Origin of the sequence: Actinobacillus arthritidis (genome assembly GCF_029774155.1) — a bacterium.
Classification (GTDB): domain Bacteria; phylum Pseudomonadota; class Gammaproteobacteria; order Enterobacterales; family Pasteurellaceae; genus Actinobacillus; species Actinobacillus arthritidis.
Genome location: NZ_CP103833.1, coordinates 1,247,721 through 1,268,080, shown reverse-complemented (window position 1 = coordinate 1,268,080; position 20,360 = coordinate 1,247,721). Strand labels below are relative to the sequence as shown.

Here is a 20,360-nt window from a genome sequence, read left to right as displayed (position 1 = left end):
CCTCATAGGACAATAGATAATAAGCTATTGTCCTTTCATTTTTATAGATTATGTCGAAGCTAGTTAGAGTGGCATTGCCTGTGCCGTTACATCGTTATTTTGATTATTTACTGCCGCCGTTTTTGTCGGCAGTTAAAGGCGTGCGTGTTGAAGTGCCTTTCGGTAATCAAACGAAAATCGGCGTGGTGGTGGATTTCCCTAAAACAAGCGATGTTTCTGAAGATAAGATCAAACCGATTAAAGCGGTATTAGATTTAGAACCGATTTTTGACGATGAAATTTGGATGCTAATTTGTTGGGCGACACGTTATTATCACGCACCTATCGGTGAAGTGGCGATCAATGCTTTGCCGGTGAAATTACGTAACGGCGATAGCACCGAAAGATCGCAACCGGATTATTTTGCGGTGACTGAGTCAGGGCGAGTGGCATTGCTCTCGGGTGAGAACAGACGAGCGAAAAAACAGCAAGATTTATTGGCAGAACTAGCGGAAATTGCAAGTTTTTTGAAAAACCGACCGCTTGTAGTCAATCGGCTTGGAAAGGGCTATTGGAAAAAAACTATATCGAACCGGTTAATGTGCCGTTTGAGCCGCAACATTGGCAAAAAAAATTGCAAAATCGACCGCTTGTAAACTTGCAGAATAGACTGGTATTAAATAAACAGCAAACCTTGGTCGTTAGCCGTTTAACGGTACAAAACGGCTTTGAAACCTTTTTATTAAACGGTGTGACTGGTTCGGGTAAAACTGAAGTGTATCTGCAAGTGATTGAAGAGGTGTTAAAGCGAGGCGAACAAGTGTTGGTGTTAGTGCCGGAAATCGGACTGACCCCGCAAACGGTACAACGATTTAAAGCGCGTTTTAATGTTGAAATTGATGTACTACATTCGAATATGAATGAAACCGAACGCTTGAATGCTTGGTTGCGAGCAAAAAACGGTGAAAGTGCGATTGTGATTGGTACTCGTTCGGCATTGTTTAGCCAGTTTGAGAAATTGGGCTTAATCATTATTGATGAAGAGCATGATAGTTCCTTCAAACAACAAGACGGCTGGCGTTATCACGCGAGAGATCTGGCGATTTTACGGGCAAAAAATTTACATATCCCGATCATTTTAGGATCTGCAACCCCAAGTTTGGAAAGCGTGCAAAATGCCCAAAACGGCAAGTTTATCGAGCTATCTTTAACTGCCCGTGCCGGTAATGCCCAACAGGCGAAACAACAACTGATTGATTTAAAAACACAGCGTATTACCGCCGGACTTTCCGACCGCTTATTAGCGATGCTGAAACAGCATTTGGAACAAGGAAATCAGGTAATGTTGTTTTTAAATCGCCGCGACTTTGCACCGGTTTTACTTTGTCACGAGTGTGGCTGGATGTGTGAATGTGACGCTTGTGAAAAACCTTACACTTATCATCAGAAACAGAAAATCTTGCGTTGTCATCACTGTTCTTCACAGCGAGTGATTCCTCGCCAGTGTGGACATTGCGGCTCAACCAATCTGATTACCACCGGTGTGGGGACGGAACAGTTGGAGCAAGTGTTAAGTGAGCAATTCCCAACTTACCAAATTAGCCGTATCGACCGAGATTCCACCGCTCGTAAAGGGGCATTGGAAAATCACTTAAACGATATCCGAGAAGGTAAAAGTCAAATTCTTATCGGCACGCAAATGTTAGCGAAAGGGCATCATTTTCCGAATGTAACGTTAGTGGCGATTGTGAATGTAGATTCGGCACTGTTTTCGACCGACTTCCGTGCGGAAGAACGTTTGGCACAGCTTTATGTGCAAGTGGCGGGACGTGCCGGACGAGCGGAAAAGCAGGGCGAAGTGGTATTACAAACTCATTATCCGGAACATCCGTTGCTCAAGACTTTGTTAGAACAAGGGTATTTGGCATTTGCACAAGAAGCGTTAAAAATGCGTAAAGTGATGGGCTTGCCGCCGTTTGTCGCGCAAGTGTTGTTACGAGCAACCGGTAAAGACAATCAGCAAGTAGTAAATCTTTTGCAAAATTTGACCGCTTACTTCCAGCAAAAAAGTCATGAATTGGGACTGCAGAATATTCAAATTCTACCGCCTTTTTCTGCACCAATGGCAAAAAAAGCGGGGCATTACCGCTGGCTTTTATTAATCCAACATCGCTCAAGGGGCGTACTACAACAGTTGATCGATCAATTTGATCTAGATAAAGCCAATTTAGGTTTACAAAACAATATTCGTTTAACCTTAGATATTGATCCGCAAGAAATTGGTTAAAAAAAGCGGTCTGATTTGATCTGACCCCCAAAAGTTAGACCGCTTAATTTATGCTATTTTTCCTTCCAATACCCCAACCATTCTTTTAAAGCGAGCATAATGCTATCCATTGCACCGGATTGTGGTATGAAATAGGCGAAATTGATGTATTCTTTTGGGGTTACACCGTGTCCGATACTTGCCGGAAGCACTTCAAAACCTTGTTTTTCAAATAACATTTTAGCTCGCTTCATATGCCATTGATTTGTGACTAGGATAATCTTATTAATGCCGTCTTTTGCTAATATTTCACGTGAAAATTGAGCATTTTCTTTGGTAGTTTTGGCTTTTTCTTCTAGCCATTTAGTCGGAATACCAAAGAAATACTGAAATTCATTTGCCATCGTTTTCGCTTCAGATGTGCCATTCGGACTACTGCCGGTAATCAGCATGGGTAACTGAGTTTCTTTTTGTAAATAAGCGGCATAACGCATACGTTCCAATGCCTGATTACCTACGGTAATTTGATTGTAGATTTCTTTACTATCTCGTACACCACCGCCAAGTACCACAATCGCTTGGGCTTTTTTATAATCATCTAAAGTAAGATTATCTTTGGTAACTAGCGAATCGGTTAATTTAGTTGCAACATAAGGCGTGCTGAATAGATAAAGTGAACCGATACCTAAAAAAGCTAATCCGTAACTAATTTTTTTGAAATTCAGCCAATAGCAAACTAATGAAAAAAGCCAAATAACGGCAATATTAAAGGGAGGAAGCACGATAGCGGTCAAAATTTTGCCTAGATAAAACATAAGAAAGCCTCTAAAAATTTTTGCGTATTTTGCTTGATTTATTGGTAGAATGCACACTTTATTTTTATTAAGTTTTTGAGTGGAACTTGCCGTAGTTTACTCTGTCAAAATGCCACATTTCAAAGCAACTCAGTCTTACTCAATAGGCTTTATTTATGAACCAAACACTTTTAGCATTAAAACAACAATTACAAAAGATTGAAACACTCATTTTAGATAAAAATGATGTCCTTTATTTCGATTATCCTCTGCATTTAAATGTAGGGGATTTATTGATCTATGCCGGTACGGAACAATTTTTTAAAGATTATAATCTCAATATTCGCCTTCGTCGCAGTCTGCAAGGATTCGATGTAAATGAAGCGAAGAAATTTGTTACGCCAAATTCCACTATTCTTTGTCATGGCGGTGGTAATTTTGGCGATATTTATCCTTCTATTCAAAAAATGCGGGAAGATCTAGTTAAAGCCTTCCCGAATAATCGCATCATTTTATTACCGCAAACTGCTCATTTTTCCAGTGAAGATGCAATGAAAAAATCAGCGACTATTTTTGTCTGCTCATCAAGATTGCCATTTATTTGCACGTGATATTAAGACGTTTGAAATGATGAAAGCGAATTTTTCCGATAAAGTACAGCTTTCTCCGGATATGGCTCATCAGCTTTATGGGCATTTGCCTAAGAAAGCCATTTCTCATTCGGGTAAAACGTTGTATTTCTTACGTAAAGATGTAGAAAAAAGTCATATTGAAGCAGAAATTCAGGCAACATTACCTAATTTAGATGATGTGAAAGATTGGGACGATATTTTATTACCGAGCGATATGAAATTTGAGTTATGGTGTAGCCGTATTTCAAAATTGGCAAATCGATTCAATTTAGGCTTTGTAAAAAATAAAATCAATGATTTGTGGTATCAGCATGCTTTAGATGTGATTAGTCGTCGCCAAGATGTATTCCTCAGCTATGATACAGTAGTAACCAGCCGTTTACACGGGCATATTTTTTCGTGTTTATTAGGGTCGCCAAACGAAGTCTGTGATAACTCATACGGAAAAAATACAGGTTATTACAAGCAATGGACAAAAGATATTGATTATGCCAAAACCTATCAAAATTAGTAAAAACTTGGTAAAACTGATTACGGTAACGGTGTTAAGTATGGGACTTACGATGGTAAGTTCCTTTATTTTGGCACATATGCTTTCCGTACAAGATCGTGGTTCTCATCAGTTATTCATTACCGCTGTTTCTTATGTCGTTACCATTGCAACTGGCGGTGTGGGCTTTGCAATGGCACTTTCAATGCGTAATAAGCAATATTTGCATTGGAAGCGTTATTTTGTAGCGTTTCTTGCATTAGCTGTTGTGGTTGCCAATATTGCTATGTTGCTGTTTGATTTCACTTCTTTTGATGTGTTGTTCATTATCAATGTTGTTTTGACTGCAATTTTGACCATCACGCTTGAGAAAAGCAAAATCGATCCAAAGATGAAAGTCTATCGGCTTCTGACCTTGCAACAGCCGATTTTATTAGTGGCAATTTATGGCTCCGCCTATTGGCTATTTGGCGATCAAGAACTGGAAGTTGTCCTTTACCTCTTAACGTTATTCAGCCTGATTCAGGCTATCGCTTGTTTATTTTATTTGGCTAAAATTGATAAGTCCTTTAAAAAAGAAAATGAAGTGGCTGAAATTGATCGTGCGTTTTTCTTAAAAACTTGGGGGAAGCAAAATTTATTACAAATTTTTGGTGCAACAACCTCCAGTTTGGATAAATTTTTAATTATGGCGTTTATGGGTAATTATGTACTTGGGCTTTATACGGTATGTATTGCTTTTGATTCGTTAATGACTAAGTTTATTAATATGTTGGCGGATTACTACTATTCGGGGTTATTAAATAATTTAAACCGAATTAAAGCGGTGTTAGCGGTTGTCGTGTTAATGAGTATCGGTGCAATCGTGTTAGTGCCTTTACTTGCCGAGCCGATTATTAGCTTTTTCTTTAGTAGTAAATATGTCGAAGTAGCGGATGTATTGATTTGGTTTATTATCAATTCGATTTTAGCCGGACTTTCTTGGATTCTCTCACAGAATATGTTGCTGTTAGGTAAACAAGTTTTATTGTTTACTCGTCAAATTTTATCAATAGCAGTCTTTGTCGGATTATTCTATTTATTGCGTGATCAGCAGTTATATGGTGTAGCTTATGCCTTTATCGGCGGTAGTTTAACCCGTCTGATTATTTCAATTATTTACTATTTTAAATACCCTGTAATACAAACTACGGCAGAACCAAAATGAAAAAATTTCTTATCTCTCTCGATAAAGATATTCAACGTAGAGAACTTTTCTTTTCTCAACCGGATACGGCAGATTTTGTGATCTTTAGTGCAATTAATACGATGAATGTTGAGCAAAGCGAACTTGAACAGCGTTTTGACTTTGCTAAATTTGAACAACGTTACGGACGTAAAGTCACTAAAGGTGAAATCGGTTGTACGATGAGCCATTTAGGTGTGTATGAATTAATTGTCAATGATGAAACAATTAATGAGGACGATTATGCATTGGTATGTGAAGACGATTGCCTATTTGCCGCAAATTTTCAGCAAAATTTGACCGCTTTACTCAATGAGAAACTTAGTGCGGATATGGTGTTGGTTGGTCAATCAAAAATTCTCAGTTTTGATGATAAGGAATTAGCAATCAATTATCCGACCACCTTCCGTTTTATGCAGAAAAAAGTCGGTGAAACTGAATATCGTTATGCCTATCCGTATAAAAACTATTTTGCCGGTACGGTTGCTTATTTAATTAAAAAATCGACCGCCCGTAAATTCCTAGCTCAAAAAACGGATCATTTACCGTTTTGGTTAGCAGACGATTACATTTTATTCGGACAAAAATTTGCGATTGATACTTTGGTAGTGCGTCCGCTGATGGCGATTGAAAATCCGAACTTAGTCAGTAATTTGGAAACCTTACGAGGTTCAATTGAAAATAATATGCTAAAAAAATTATTAAAATTTCCGCTTAAAAAGTTATTGGCAATTAAGAGAAATTTATAAATGACATCATTGATTAACCTTTTTTATATTTATGATCCGTGGTTTTTCCATATCATACGAATGAGCTTATTAACCGGCTTTTTATCGTTATTATGGCTAGGTTATAAATGGTATACCAAAACCCAAAAAAGTTTTGTCGTGCCGGTGGATAGTTTAATTGCTTGTGTTGCATTAATCGGCTTGTCGGTGATTCCGATTCTGATTAACGGCACACGAGAGTTTGGCGTAATCAGTATGTATGCAAAATTACTGATTGCGTTTGTTTTCGGCATTGTGATTTACAACTTGTTTTATCAAACCGAACAGGGCAAATCTCACTTAATTCGTGATCTGAAAATTGGGATTGGCGTACAGGCAACGATTGGTTTCTTAGCATTATTAGGCATTACTTTATTTATTGAGTTGGCATTAAACACTAACGCTGAAATGCGTGGACATTTAAGTCGCTTTATCGGTTCGGAGCAAGAATATCGTTTATATAACTTAACCTCTTCGGCATTTTTCCCATTAAGTATTTTCTATATGCTGTTACTGCATTTTTTATTGGCATATCATCATAAAACGGAAAAACTAAATGCGGTTTATGTCTTCTTATTGCTGTTTATCGGACTGATTGCCGGACGTACCTTCCTCACATTTTCTATCGTCAGTTTGGTGCTTTATTTCCGCCGCCATTATTTAACGGCAATGATTGCTTTTCTTTGCGGTAGTGCTGTTTTTAGCCTATAACTATCCGACTCGCCCTTATGTAGAACACGCCCTCGAACCGGTAATCAACTTAATTAATGGTGGCGATCGTTTGAGTTCTTCAACCGATACGTTAATGAATAAGCATCTATTTATGCCGGAAGTGAAGCAATTAATTATGGGAGATGGTCAATATTATGTAAACGGCGGTAGTTATTACGGCGGCTCGGATTCGGGCTTTATTCGCCAAGCCTTATACGGCGGTGTCGGCTATATTTTCGTATGCTTTATGTTTACCGCATATTTTGTTAAACGTGTTGCAGATAACTGGTTAAATGGCAGTTGGAAATTTACGTTATCTACATTGGCATTATTGAGTGTGTTAAATATTAAGGCGGATACTTATGCTTATCCGGGCATTATGTTCGTCTTGTTAATGTTCTTATCTCTGTTCGGAACCAGCGGTCGAATTAAAGTATTTTTTAACAACAAGAATGAGGCAAAAAATGTTTAGTATTATTGTGCCTTCTTACAATCGTCCTCAAGAAATTCCGGCATTGTTGGAGAGCTTAACCAAACAAACGCAACAAAATTTTGAAGTGATTATTGTTGATGATTTTTCTCAACAGCCAGTTACGGTAACGCAAGAATATCCTTTTACGGTAAAAGTAATCCGCAATAATCCGAACAAAGGGGCGACTGGTAGCCGTAATGTCGGGGCGGAACATGCAAGTTATGAATGGTTATTATTCCTTGATGATGATGATCGTTTTGCTGATCAAAAATGCGAGGTGCTTGCTCAAAATATTACACAACACCCGCAAGCGAATTTTATTTATCATCCAGCGGAATGTGTAATGGTTAATGAAGGATTTAGTTATATTACCAAACCGCTTCCGCCAGAAAAATTGAATTTAGATGCGATATTGCTAGCCAATAAAATTGGCGGCATGCCGATGTTGGGTATTAAAAAATCATTCTTTTTTGAATTGGGCAGTTTAGCGACCGATTTAAAATCATTGGAAGATTATGAATTTGTATTGAAAGCACTATCTAACCCGAATTTTTCGCCGTTATTTGTCGATCAACCGCTTAGTATTTGTGGTTTTCATACTAAACGTGCCAGCGTGTCAACCAATACCACCAATACTGAATTGGCATTGGAAGTGATTCGCCAAAAATATGTGAAAACGGATACTCAAGCGGCAAATTTTGCAATGAACTCGCTGTATATTTTAGCTTACCCTTATGCAATGAATCTTTCTCGCCAAGCGACAAGTTATTATTTGCAAATGTTCAAACGTAGCCATAGTTTAAAACATTTAATTATCGCTATGGTTACATTTATTTCGCCAAAATTGGCAATTAATATGAAAAGGTTTACTTAATGAAATTCTCTGTTTTAATGTCTTTGTATATCAAAGAAAATCCTCAGTTTTTAAGAGAATGTTTTGACAGCTTAAAAGCACAAACTCGACCGGCAGATGAAATCGTGGTGTTATTTGACGGAAAAGTCACGCCAGAATTAGATGCGATTGTAGTGGAATATGAGCGAGCAACTTCCGATTAAAGCGGTTCGTTTTGAGCAAAATCGTGGTTTAGGTAAAACCTTAAATGACGGTTTAAATTATTGCTCACACGAATGGGTGTTCCGTATGGATACCGATGATATTTGTTTACCAGAACGTTTTGAAAAACAAGTGGCATTTATCGAACAAAATCCAGATACGATAATCTTTGGTGGACAAATTGCCGAGTTTGGACAAAATATTCAAGATATTGTCGCTTACCGAAATGTACCGACTAAAGCGGATGAAATCGTCAAATTTACCCGCTTGCGTTGCCCGTTTAATCATATGACGGTTGCTTATAAAAAATCCGCAGTTCAAGCGTGTGGAGGTTATCAAGATCTACAAGAAGACTATAACCTTTGGGTAAAAATGGTGGCAAACGGCAATAATGTGGCGAATTTAGCCGATTTATTAGTGTATGCTCGAGTTGGAAACGGTATGGTGAGCGCCGACACGGTTGGAATTACTTCAAAAGTGAATGGCGTTTAATGAAGCTGAAAAATGAATGTAAAATTCACGATCCTTTAACTGGTTTAGTCATTTTCTTAATGCGAGGTTTACCAAGAATTTTACCGCTTGCGACACTTAAAGCGATTTACGGTTTAATGCGTAAATAGTAAAAAGGCGTATCCAATGATACGCCTTAACTTTCTTATTGATTACGTAGAATCTCGTTCATTAATTGTAAGTCAATATGGCAATAGCCGTTCGGATTCTTATCTAAATAGTCTTGATGATATTCTTCCGCTGGGAAGTAATGTTCCAACATCATATTCTCAACCGCAAGTGGTTGCTCATATTGTGCTTGCAAATCGGCAAGTGCCTGATTGATAACAGGAATATCTTGCGGATCAACATAATAAATCCCGGTACGATATTGAATCCCTTTATCTTCACCTTGTTGATTCACACTGACCGGATCAATCACTTTAAAATAGTAATCTAATAATTTTGCTAGGCTGATTTTGTCTGCATCATAAGTTACTTTAACCACTTCCGCGTGACCGCTACCGGCACAAACTTCTTGATAGCTCGGGTTCTCGGTATTACCGTTGGCATAACCTGATTGTGCATCAATCACACCATTAATACGTTGCATAAAGGCTTCCGTCCCCCAAAAGCACCCACCTGCTAAATAAATTTCTCGAATATTCGCCATATGTTTCTCCCAATTTTGGTAAAAATTTTACGGAATTAGACCGCTTGCATTAAGTGTTTATAGCATATAGGGATTTATTAGGGAGTACAAGGTGTTAGTTTCTCTTAATGTTATAGATGTTTTTAGCGGATCTAAACCGAGAAAAGGGGAAGCGATAAATGATTAAGGCACAGATAATACAAAAACAGCCTATTGCTTTTTGCCAACTAAGTTGTTCTTCCAAGATAAGAATACTAAGTAATAAGGTCCAAACTGGTTCCAGAATCATAATAATAGCCGCATTACTTACATGGCAGTATTTTTGTCCGATGGTTTGGATTAACATTCTGAGATTAGTCGCAATTAACAAACTAGCTGTAAACCATAACCATACTTCTGTAGAAATTGTTTCTGGAAAAGTTTCAAACAGTAGGGAGTAAACTCCACAGCATAATCCGACGATACCCACTTGCAATGTTGTTAATGATAAGACTGGAACACTACGAGTAAATTGATTGTTTAAAACGAAATAAATTGCGACTAATAATGATGCTGAAAGAAAAATGAGATTTCCTAAAGAAAGATGGATTCCGTTTTTACTGGATGAAAGTAAGTAAAGACCTGTTGTTGCTATTGGTAGAGATAACCAAAAAATAGTTCTTGGCGGCTCTTTAAAGAATAACCAGGCGAATAATGGTGCGATAAGCATAGATAAACTAACAATAAATGCTCCTTCACCAAAGTGTTCACTGTGTATTAAGCCTAATAGCCAAAGTACAAGATAGATGGTATAGCATAATCCAACAGAACAAGCATTACGAACCTGTTGTCTAGAAAGCGTTCTTAATTCTTTATAAGCAAAAGGTAGAAAAATTAAAAATGCTAAGAAAAATCTTGCTCCAATAAATCCGATTGGAGGAAATTCAACTAATGAGAATTTAGAGAAAAACCATCCTGAGGCGACAATCAATGTCACGAAAAATAAAATAATTTCTCCTCGATATGTTCTAAGCATAGTATGTTCCCAATAAAAAAACCTAACGAAATATTTTACATCTCGTTAGGCTTAAATTAATTAGAATTATTTTTCAAAATAAACTTTTTTCAATGCAAGTTCTAGCCCTCGAAACTCGGCTAAACCACGTAAACGTCCTATAGCAGAATATCCCGGATTGGTTTTTTTATGGAGATCATCTAACATTTGGTGACCGTGATCCGGACGCATTGGAATTAAACGTGAATCTCCGTTAGCTTTACGGCGATATTCTTCATCCAGTAATGCTTTAACAACACCAAACATATCAACATCACCAGCTAAATGATCTGCCTCGTGGAAACTTAACGGATTTTCTTCTCGTTGGGTTGCACGTAAGTGAGCAAAATAGATTCGATCGGCAAAGCGTTTTGTCATCTCAACAAGATCATTATCAGGACGAACACCATAAGAGCCTGTACACATTGTAAAACCGTTTGCCGGTAATGGTTGAGTATCAACATACCATTGCATATCCTCGATTGTAGAAACAATACGTGGCAATCCTAAAATTGGGCGAGGAGGATCATCAGGATGAACCGCCATCTTAATTCCAACTTCTTGAGCGACCGGAATAATTTCATTGAGGAAATAAGCTAAGTGAGTTCGAAAAATTTCCGGTGTAATGCCATTGTAACGATCTAGCTGTGCTTGAAATTCTTCTAATGTATAGCCTTCCTCAGCACCAGGTAAACCTGCAATGATATTTTTTGTTAGTGTTGAAATATCTTCATCAGTCATATTATCAAAATAAGCTTTTGCTTGTTGACGTTCTGATTCTGTATAAGTATTTTCTGCACCTGGGCGTTTTAAAATATGTAATTCAAAGGCGACAAACGCAATATGATCAAAACGAAGTGCTTTTGAGCCATCTGCAACTTCGTAAGCTAAATCCGTACGAGTCCAATCTAAAACAGGCATAAAGTTATAACATACCGTATCAATGCCACAAGCGGCTAGATTACGCAAAGTTTGTTTATAGTTATCAACCCACTCTTGATAATTTCCCGTTTGCGTTTTTATTTCTTCGTGTACCGGTACACTTTCCACGACAGACCATACTAACCCAGCGACCTCAATCATTTCTTTGCGTTTTTGTATTTCTTCTACTGTCCAAATTTGCCCATTAGGAATATGGTGTAAAGCTGTTACAATGCCGGTTGCACCAGCTTGACGAACATCTGAAAGAGAAACTGGGTCATTAGGACCATACCAACGCCATGCTTGTTCCATAAAAAACTCCTTAATCTTAATTATGATTTAAAGACCGACAGCAACTGGATTCACGTTAAATAAAAAACCATCAAAATTAGGATCTTCTATATCCGATAATTCGAATAACTTTTGTTTAACGTTTTCTAAGTGTTGCCACATTGCTTTTTTAGCTAATGCCGGATCTTTACGTTGAATACTATTTAAAATATTTTCGTGATCTTTTAACCAAGTATCTCGATATTTTTGATCACTAATATGTGTATGTAAGCCTTTCCACATTGAATTTGTTCTATATTTCCATAATTCTTTTTGCATTTTTATTAACACTTCATTCTGTGTAATTTCAGCAATAGCACTATGAAATTCTTCATCTGCGGAATAGTCTTCGTCATTTTGTTCTAAAGTAATGCGTTCTTGATTCAAAATTTCTTTTAATCTCAATACGTCATTTCTATTTGCTTGAATAGCGGCAAATTCGGCAATACTACTTTCTAATAGCTGTCTAGCCTGTAGTAATTCGAATGGACCAACATCTTCATATTCATAAATGGCATCATTCTGTGCCTCAGAAAGTGGTTGACGGATAACATAAACACCAGACCCTTTCCGAACTGAAACTAGATTTTCTAATTCCAACATAATGATTGCTTCACGAATGACAGTTCGGCTTACATTTAATTTTTCTGCAAGATCTCGTTCAGGAGGCAGTCGTTCACCAACTTGATAAACACCGTCCATCAATTCTTGTTTTAAAATAGAACCAATTTTTTTATACGAACGTAAATCTGCATTTTGTGTCATTTTTTAACTCTCTTTAGAAATATTATTTAACGAAAATGACTTACCTTTTATGAATATACTACCGTTCACAATTAGTTGTCTTTTTTCATTATTTGGAAGGGTTATTTTTAGTTCTTGGTAAGATGGAATCCAATTACCTTGTTTATGAATATCAATATAAATATTTGTATCGGTACAGCGTAATTTTACCATTAATTGTAAATACTCATTATTACGATATTCAAAACTTTCTCCGTCATCGTCAAAAATAGTATTTGACGTTTCTCCATCTTTTATAAATGGAAATACCATTAGTTCTCTGTAGGTATCATTTTGAGAATCTATATAGGCTTCTCTAGCAGACATAGGAATAACTGAACCTGCTTTTACAAATAATGGAATTTTCTCGAGAGGAGCTTCAGTCGTAATTGTTTGTCCGCCCTTATGATAAGTGTGATTATAAAAATCATACCAACCTACATTATTTTGAGGTAAATAGACATCTCGTTCACGTTGTCCTTGTTCTACTACAGATGCAACAAGTAGATCTTTACCTAAAAGATAATCATCATTTTCTTCGAATGTATTTACATCGTGTTCATGATCTAGGAATGTTGGACGTAACATCGGCTCTAGCTCATTATGGGCTTTCCAAAAAATATTGTAGAGATAAGGCATTAATCGATAACGAAGTTTAATGGTATCTCTAATAATATGAGTGACTTCTGGATACATCCAAGGCTCATTAACTGTTTTATCATCATTCCAAGAATGAATGGTAAAACGGGGATGCATTACACCATTTTGAACCCAGCGAACAAATAATTCTGGTTCAGGTTTATTTCCAGAAAAGCCACCTACGTCATGGCCTAAGTTATATAAACCGGATAAGCTCATACCAAGCCCCATACGAATGTTATAACGTAAGGTATTCCAGCTCGTTCTATTATCTCCTGACCAAGTTTGAACATAACGATTCATACCTGGGCTTCCCGAACGAGAAATGAGATACGGACGTAAATTAGGAGCAAATTCACGTTGTGCTTCATAGGAAGATTTCATCATTAATAATGGTTGTAACGGACGAATAAGTTTTATCGGAATTTCTTTACCGAAACCGACACATTTTGCATTACCGTCCCAAACTTCATATTCATTATTATCGTTCCAAGTTGAATCAATACCATATTCTAGAAGTTGTTTCGTTACATTTTGTTTCCACCATTCTATAGTTTTAGGATTAGTGAAGTCTAAATGTGAACCTTCATCATCCCAGAATACTGAGCGTTCAGGCTGATTAAATTCAGAATCTTGGATAAATAGACCTAAGTTTTTTACTTCTTCATAACGAGGATGATCTTGGAGTAAACAAGGTTTAATATTAGCGACTAAATGCATACCTGCTTGATGAAAATGAGCTGACATTGCATTAGGATTCGGAACTTTATCGTAGTTCCAATTAAACACATATCGTTTATTACCGATAGAAGTATAACCCGATGATAATTGGAATGAATCACACGGAATATCATATTCAGCACATAGATCTACGAATTTTTTTAATTGTTCTTGAGCATCAGGGGCATCGGTGTAACTCATAGTGGAACCACTATAACCTAAACTCCATTTAGGACCGAAGATTGTACCACCAGTTAATGCCGTATATTTTTTAGTAACATCAAGCACAGTAGGACCAAGAATAACGTAGTAATCTAGATCACCATCTTCTGCACGATAACTTTTATACGCAATGTGATAGTTATCTAATTCATTACCTAAATCGAACCAACATGAGGCCAAATTATCATAATAGATACCAAAACTGACATCATTTTTACGAGTAATATAGAATGGAATATGTTTATAAAGCGGATCTGTAGTTTCTGCATTATATCCCATAGCATCAAGATTTCGCATTTCAAAACGGCGACCTTTTCTATTTAGATTTCCTGATTTTTCGCCTAATCCATAATAATTTTCTGAAGCGTCACGTTCGACATAGTGGCTAATTTTGCTATCATCAGTACCAAATAAGTATGCACCGGTTTTTCTATCTTGACTTAAAGGTTGCCAACTATTATTAACTTTATATTGCCATTCTAAATATAATGGTTTATGTATGCGAAGTTTTAATAAATCCGTAGTAACTTCAATAACATCCCCATTTATGTCTAATTGATAATTAGGTAATGAGAAACCATCCACTAAAAAACGGTTTCTACCGGACCAATTAATATCTTCCTGATGTGGAGTAATCGCCCACGTTCTATCTAATTTGAATTGATAATTTTTGCTGAATGCAACACGGAAAATATCCTTTTCTAAAACAAAAATATGTAGTACATAATCACGTTCACATTCGATATCGATTCGATTATTTTCTTCTTTTAAAAACTTTATTACGTTTAATGTTTTCATTTATCAATTCCTTATATTAATAACCTAATAACATTTGCGGTAACCATAAACTTAATTGCGGAACGAAAGTTACCATAAATAAGGTTACGATTAAGACCGCATAAAATGGTAATAGCGGTTTGATGACTTTATCAATTTTTACACCTGCAACAGAGCAACCGACAAATAGTGTTGAACCAACCGGAGGTGTACAAATACCGATAGATAAGTTAAATGCCATTAAGATACCAAAGTGAACGGGATCCATTCCTAATTCAGTTACGATAGGTAAAAAGATTGGTGTAAAAATCAATAATGCCGGGGTCATATCCATGAATGTACCAACAATAAGTAAGATAACATTGATAATTAATAGAATCACAATCGGATTATCAGAAATACCAAGTAAGGCATCACTAATTGTGTAAGGAATATCTGCATTCGCCATTGCCCAAGACATACCCATTGAAGCTCCAATTAGTAATAACACGATCGATGTGGTAACCATTGCATCGAGAATGATAGAAGGTAATTCTTTTAAAGTAATTTCTTTATAGATAATCATTGAAAGAATTAATGTATAAACGACCGCTATTGCAGAGGCTTCGGTTGCGGTAAAAATCCCTCCGATAATACCACCTATAATTACGATAACTAGCCCTAAACTCGGTAGTGCATCTAATGTGCGGTGTGTTACTTCTTTAAGTGTTGGTTTTGGAGATACAGGATATTTATGTTTTTTAGCAAAGAAATATGCCACAACCATAATACCTAAGCCCATTAAAATACCGGGAACATATCCAGCTAAGAATAAAGCACCGATAGACGTACCGCCTGAGATTAATGAGTAAACAATGAATGTATTACTTGGTGGAATTAATAAACCTGTCGGAGAAGAAGTGATATTCACCGCCGCTGAAAACGCTGGATCATATCCTTCTTTCTTTTGTAACGGAGCCATTGTTCCGCCCACCAGCTATGCCGCATTGCAACAGCAGATCCTGAAATAGAACCAAACATCATATTAGCTAATACATTTACGTGAGCAAGAGAACCCGGTAAACGACCACCTAATACTTTAGCAAATTCGATAAGTCGAATAGCAATTCCACCGCGGTTCATAATATTACCGGCAAGAATGAAGAATGGGATAGCGAGTAATGAAAAACTATCTAGGCCTGATGCCATTTTTTGAGAAATAACGGCAATAGCAGAATCAAAAGGGATAGCCAGTAAAATAGTTAAAAATGAAGATACACCAATAGCAAATGAAATTGGTACACCAATAGCAAGAAAAAAGAAGAAGCTACCGGCTAATGTGATAATCGTTGTCCATTCCATAAATAGACTCCTTAATGTTGAGCTGAAAGTTTATGAATATCAGTGAATACATCTCTCATTAAAAATACGAGCATAAAGAATCCACTTACAGGTAAGGCAAGATAAATAAGCCCCATTTGAACCCCTAGAACGGGAGAGATTTGTCCGGCGACAATCGTATCTAAGACTAAACGTCCACCACCATAACACATAATGATACTGACAAAGAAAATACTAATAGCATTGATAACAAATTGAAGTAGAAGGTATTTTTTAGGACTGGCTTCTAATTTCATTAATAATAAATCTATTGCTAAATGTTTTTTCTTGCCTAATCCGTAAGCAACACCGACAAGTCCGACCCAAATAAATAAGAAGCGAGCTAATTCATCTGTAACTGTACTAGGATCATTTAAAACATAACGAGAGAATACTTGCCATACCACAGAAATAACAAGCCCTATACATAAAACAACACAAAATGTGGCTAAGATTCGATCAAGTAAAGATATGAGCCGTGCCATAATTTTCTCCTCATAAGGTAATAAAATACGACTTATTTTGATGGTTTATCAAAATTGGTAAACCAAATATACTCTATTTTTAGTATTTAAACAGGTTTTTTTATTAATTTTGTGAGTTTTGTCACAAATTTAATTAAATTGTATAGAACACTTCCATTAATTGGTCTAACATTATTTGCGAGAAATAATTTTATATAGTGTTATTTCTATTTTCATATCACTCACGATGGAGAACCCAAATATGTTCACAAAAAGAAGTGCCTTAGCAATTGCGATTAGCGGTTTATTAGTCGCTACTGTTTCATTATCAGCCTCAGCAAAAACGACACTAAAACTAAGTCATAATAATGATAAAACCCATCCGGTTCATATCTCTATGCAAAATATGGCAGATGAAGTTAAAAAATTAACTAACGGTGAAGTTGTTATTCGTATTTATCCAAATAGCCAATTAGGTAATCAACGTGAATCAATGGAATTGATCCAATCAGGTTCGTTAGATATGGCAAAATCAAATGCGAGTGAATTAGAAGCTTTTGAACCTGTATATGGTGCATTTAATGTTCCTTACTTATTTAAAGATAGCGAACACTATTACAAAGTATTAAAAGATCCTGAAATCGGTGGAAAAATTTTAGAGTCAACAAAAGGAAAAGGCTTTATTGGTTTAACTTATTATGATGCTGGTTCTCGTAGTTTTTATGCATCAAAACCAATTAAAACACCTGCTGACTTGAAAGGTTTAAAAGTACGTGTTCAACCTAGTCCGAGTGCATTAGAAATGGTGAAATTAATGGGAGCATCTCCTACTCCGTTAGCATTTGGTGAGCTTTATACTGCATTACAGCAAGGGGTTGTTGATGCGAGCAGAAAATAATCCAACAGCATTGACATTAATGCGACATGGTGAAGTATCTAAATTCTTCAGCGAAGATGAACATACAATTATTCCAGATGTTTTATTAATCAGTGAAAAATCATGGGCAAAATTAACTCCTGAGCAACAAACAGCAGTAAAACAAGCCGCAGATAATTCAATGATGAGCCATAAAGAGCTTTGGACCAAAATGACCGCTGAAGAGGTGAAAAAAGCAAAAGAAACTCTTGGTGTTGAATTTGTAAAAGTTGATAAACAGCCGTTTGTTGATGCTGTAAAACCAATGCATGATAAAGCTCTTGCAGATACTGTAATTGGACCATTTGTTCAAAAAATTGATGCCGCAAGATAATTATTACTTTTGGGCGTGAGTGATCACGCCCTCTATTTTTTACAAATTATATTCGGGAGAATTGAAAAATGACATTAGCAAGAAATCATAATTTTAAAGATAAAGTTGTTGTTGTTACCGGTGCTGGCGGTGTGTTATGTGCTTATTTTGCTAAGGAAATTGCAAAAACAGGAGCGAAAGTTGCATTATTAGATATTAATCTGGAAGCAGCACAAAATTATGCAAATGAAATCAACCAAGAAGGCTATATTGCGAAAGCCTACCAAACTAATGTTTTAGATTTAGATAGTATCAAATCTACGCGTGATTTAATCGCCCAAGATTTTGGAACCTGCGATATTTTGATTAATGGTGCGGGAGGTAATAACCCTAAAGCAACAACAGATAATGAGTTTCATGAACTGAATTTACCGGATACTACAAAATCTTTCTTCTCATTAGATAAATCAGGCATTGAATTTGTTTTTAACTTGAATTACTTAGGAACATTATTACCAACCCAAGTCTTTGCTAAAGATATGATTGGTAAGAAAGGAGCTAATATCATCAATATCTCAAGTATGAATGCTTACACTCCATTAACAAAAATTCCAGCATATTCAGGTGCAAAAGCGGCAATTAGCAATTTTACACAATGGTTAGCGGTATATTTCTCTCACGTAGGTATTCGTTGTAATGCTATCGCTCCAGGCTTTTTAGTTAGTAATCAAAATCGTGGTTTATTATTTGATGAGCAAGGAAACCCAACCCCAAGAGCAAATAAAATTCTCACTAATACCCCAATGGGACGTTTTGGCGAAGCTAATGAATTAATGGGTGGCATTTTATTCTTAATGGATGAAGAATACGCAAGTTTTATTAATGGTGTTGTGCTACCGATTGATGGTGGTTTCTCCGCATATAGTGGAGTATAGGAGATAAATCATGAAACAATTTATGTGTGAAGATTTTCTGTTATCCAATGATATTGCTCGTGAGCTATATTATAATTATGCGAAAGACCAGCCTATATTTGATTATCACTGCCATCTTTCCCCAAAAGAAATTGCAGAAAATCGACAATTTAAAGATCTCTCCGAAATTTGGCTAGAAGGTGATCATTATAAATGGAGAGCTATGCGTTCTGCTGGCGTTAGTGAAAACTTAATTACCGGTAATGCCAGCAATTATGAAAAATATCAAGCATGGGCAAAAACTGTTCCACAGTGTATTGGTAATCCGATTTATCATTGGACGCATTTAGAGCTACGTCGTCCATTTGGGTTAACCAATATCTTATTTAGTCCGAAAACAGAAAAGCAAATTTGGGATGAATGTAACGAAATGCTCCAACAGCCCGAATTTTCTGCTCGTGGCATTATGCAACAAATGAAGGTTAAATTATCTGGAACAACAGATGATCCTATTGATAGTTTGGAATATCATAAAATAATTAAAGATGATCCGAATTTTGATATTGAAGTTGTTCCAAGTTTTAGACCGGATAAAGCCTTTAAAATAGAGTTGCCAACTTTCAATGATTATATGAATCAGCTTGGTAGTGTAAGTAACATTGAAATCCATTCATTCTCAGATTTGAAAAAAGCATTACTAAAACGAATTGAACATTTTGATTTACACGGCTGTAAATCTGCAGATCATGGGATTGAAGTCTTACGATTTTCACCTATTCCTGATGAAGCAGATTTAGATAAAATTTTGCAAAAAAGACTAGGAAATAAACCGCTTTCAGAGCAAGAAACGGCTCAATTTACAACTGCCGTTTTAGTATGGCTAGCTTCAGAATATTATAAACGTAATTGGGTAATGCAAATGCATATTGGGGCTTTACGTAACAATAACACAAGAATGTTTAAATTACTTGGTGCAGACTCCGGTTTTGATTCAATCGCTGATCTTACTTATGCATCACAGCTTTCTCATCTATTAGATGCAATGGATCAGACTAATCAATTACCGAAGACCATTTTATATTGTTTAAATCCTCGTGATAACGAAATGATAGCTTCGATGATTGGTAATTTCCAAACAGGCGGTATTGCAGGAAAAATTCAGTTTGGTTCAGGCTGGTGGTTTAACGATCAAAAAGATGGGATGGAGAGACAATTACAGCAACTGTCACAATTAGGCTTACTAAGTCAATTTGTAGGTATGCTTACTGATTCCAGAAGTTTCCTTTCTTATACTCGTCATGAGTATTTCCGCCGTATTTTATGTGAAATGATCGGGACTTGGGTAGTAAAAGGTGAGGCTCCTAATGATATTGAGTTATTAGGTAATATGGTCAAAAACATTTGTTACCATAATGCAAAAACTTATTTCAAATAATCG

General features: G+C 36.4%; 12 protein-coding genes and 6 pseudogenes. 10 read left to right on the top strand and 8 right to left on the bottom strand.

The genetic code is table 11. The features are described from left to right. Nucleotides 1–50: 50 nt before the first annotated feature. A pseudogene (priA, locus tag NYR89_RS05830) lies at nt 51–2,266 on the top strand (primosomal protein N'). A 53-nt stretch (nt 2,267–2,319) separates the two neighbouring features. Here the strand turns inward: priA and NYR89_RS05825 are convergent. Then, nucleotides 2,320–3,060: a YdcF family protein gene (locus NYR89_RS05825; RefSeq protein WP_279445089.1), complete on the bottom strand. Its 741-nt coding sequence runs from the start codon at nt 3,058–3,060 to the stop codon at nt 2,320–2,322. A gap of 155 nt (nt 3,061–3,215) precedes the next feature. Between NYR89_RS05825 and NYR89_RS05820 the strand changes: the two are divergent. From NYR89_RS05820 to NYR89_RS05795, 6 genes and pseudogenes are all read left to right on the top strand, one after another. Continuing rightward, a pseudogene (locus NYR89_RS05820) lies at nt 3,216–4,182 on the top strand (polysaccharide pyruvyl transferase family protein). Continuing rightward, on the top strand, nt 4,160–5,368 hold the full coding sequence (locus NYR89_RS05815) for a lipopolysaccharide biosynthesis protein (RefSeq protein ID WP_279445088.1): 1,209 nt from the start codon (nt 4,160–4,162) through the stop codon (nt 5,366–5,368). The pseudogene NYR89_RS05820 and the gene NYR89_RS05815 overlap by 23 nt, the downstream one beginning before the upstream one ends. Continuing rightward, entirely contained in the window at nt 5,365–6,135 is a 771-nt protein-coding gene (locus NYR89_RS05810; protein WP_279445087.1) for a glycosyltransferase family 25 protein, read from the top strand. The genes NYR89_RS05815 and NYR89_RS05810 overlap by 4 nt, the downstream gene beginning before the upstream one ends. Further along, nucleotides 6,136–7,336: pseudogene (locus NYR89_RS05805) on the top strand (hypothetical protein). Continuing rightward, the gene (locus NYR89_RS05800; RefSeq protein WP_279445086.1) at nt 7,329–8,210 is read left to right on the top strand and encodes a glycosyltransferase family 2 protein; all 882 of its coding nucleotides are present in this window, start codon (nt 7,329–7,331) and stop codon (nt 8,208–8,210) included. Before NYR89_RS05805 ends, NYR89_RS05800 begins: the two are co-directional and overlap by 8 nt. After that, nucleotides 8,210–9,010: pseudogene (locus NYR89_RS05795) on the top strand (glycosyltransferase family 2 protein). Before NYR89_RS05800 ends, NYR89_RS05795 begins: the two are co-directional and overlap by 1 nt. 35 nt (nt 9,011–9,045) lie before the next feature. On the opposite strand, the gene msrA reads toward NYR89_RS05795, so the two are convergent. The 7 genes and pseudogenes from msrA to NYR89_RS05760 form a co-directional block, all read right to left on the bottom strand. After that, the gene (msrA, locus tag NYR89_RS05790; protein WP_279445085.1) at nt 9,046–9,552 is read right to left on the bottom strand and encodes a peptide-methionine (S)-S-oxide reductase MsrA; all 507 of its coding nucleotides are present in this window, start codon (nt 9,550–9,552) and stop codon (nt 9,046–9,048) included. Between the two features lie 94 nt (nt 9,553–9,646). Next, nucleotides 9,647–10,546, bottom strand: coding sequence for a DMT family transporter (locus tag NYR89_RS05785; RefSeq protein WP_279445084.1), 900 nt, complete (start codon nt 10,544–10,546; stop codon nt 9,647–9,649). A 66-nt stretch (nt 10,547–10,612) separates the two neighbouring features. Beyond that, a complete protein-coding gene (uxuA, locus tag NYR89_RS05780; RefSeq protein ID WP_279445083.1) occupies nt 10,613–11,797 on the bottom strand; it encodes a mannonate dehydratase in 1,185 nt (394 codons plus the stop codon). Nucleotides 11,798–11,824: 27 nt separating this feature from the next. Further along, entirely contained in the window at nt 11,825–12,580 is a 756-nt protein-coding gene (locus tag NYR89_RS05775) for an FCD domain-containing protein (protein ID WP_279445082.1), read from the bottom strand. A 3-nt stretch (nt 12,581–12,583) separates the two neighbouring features. Continuing rightward, nucleotides 12,584–14,977, bottom strand: coding sequence for a glycoside hydrolase family 31 protein (locus NYR89_RS05770; protein ID WP_279445081.1), 2,394 nt, complete (start codon nt 14,975–14,977; stop codon nt 12,584–12,586). Between the two features lie 16 nt (nt 14,978–14,993). Continuing rightward, nucleotides 14,994–16,297: pseudogene (locus tag NYR89_RS05765) on the bottom strand (TRAP transporter large permease). A gap of 11 nt (nt 16,298–16,308) precedes the next feature. After that, nucleotides 16,309–16,800, bottom strand: a complete 492-nt coding sequence (locus NYR89_RS05760; protein ID WP_279445080.1) for a TRAP transporter small permease — start codon at nt 16,798–16,800, stop codon at nt 16,309–16,311. A gap of 241 nt (nt 16,801–17,041) precedes the next feature. Here NYR89_RS05760 and NYR89_RS05755 point away from each other — a divergent pair. The 3 genes and pseudogenes from NYR89_RS05755 to uxaC all read left to right on the top strand — a co-directional run bounded on the left by NYR89_RS05755 (nt 17,042) and on the right by uxaC (nt 20,357). Next, nucleotides 17,042–18,029: pseudogene (locus NYR89_RS05755) on the top strand (TRAP transporter substrate-binding protein). 68 nt (nt 18,030–18,097) lie between these two features. Next, entirely contained in the window at nt 18,098–18,943 is an 846-nt protein-coding gene (locus NYR89_RS05750) for an SDR family oxidoreductase (protein WP_279445079.1), read from the top strand. A 10-nt stretch (nt 18,944–18,953) separates the two neighbouring features. Next, nucleotides 18,954–20,357, top strand: a complete 1,404-nt coding sequence (uxaC, locus tag NYR89_RS05745; protein ID WP_279445078.1) for a glucuronate isomerase — start codon at nt 18,954–18,956, stop codon at nt 20,355–20,357. Nucleotides 20,358–20,360: the final 3 nt, after the last annotated feature.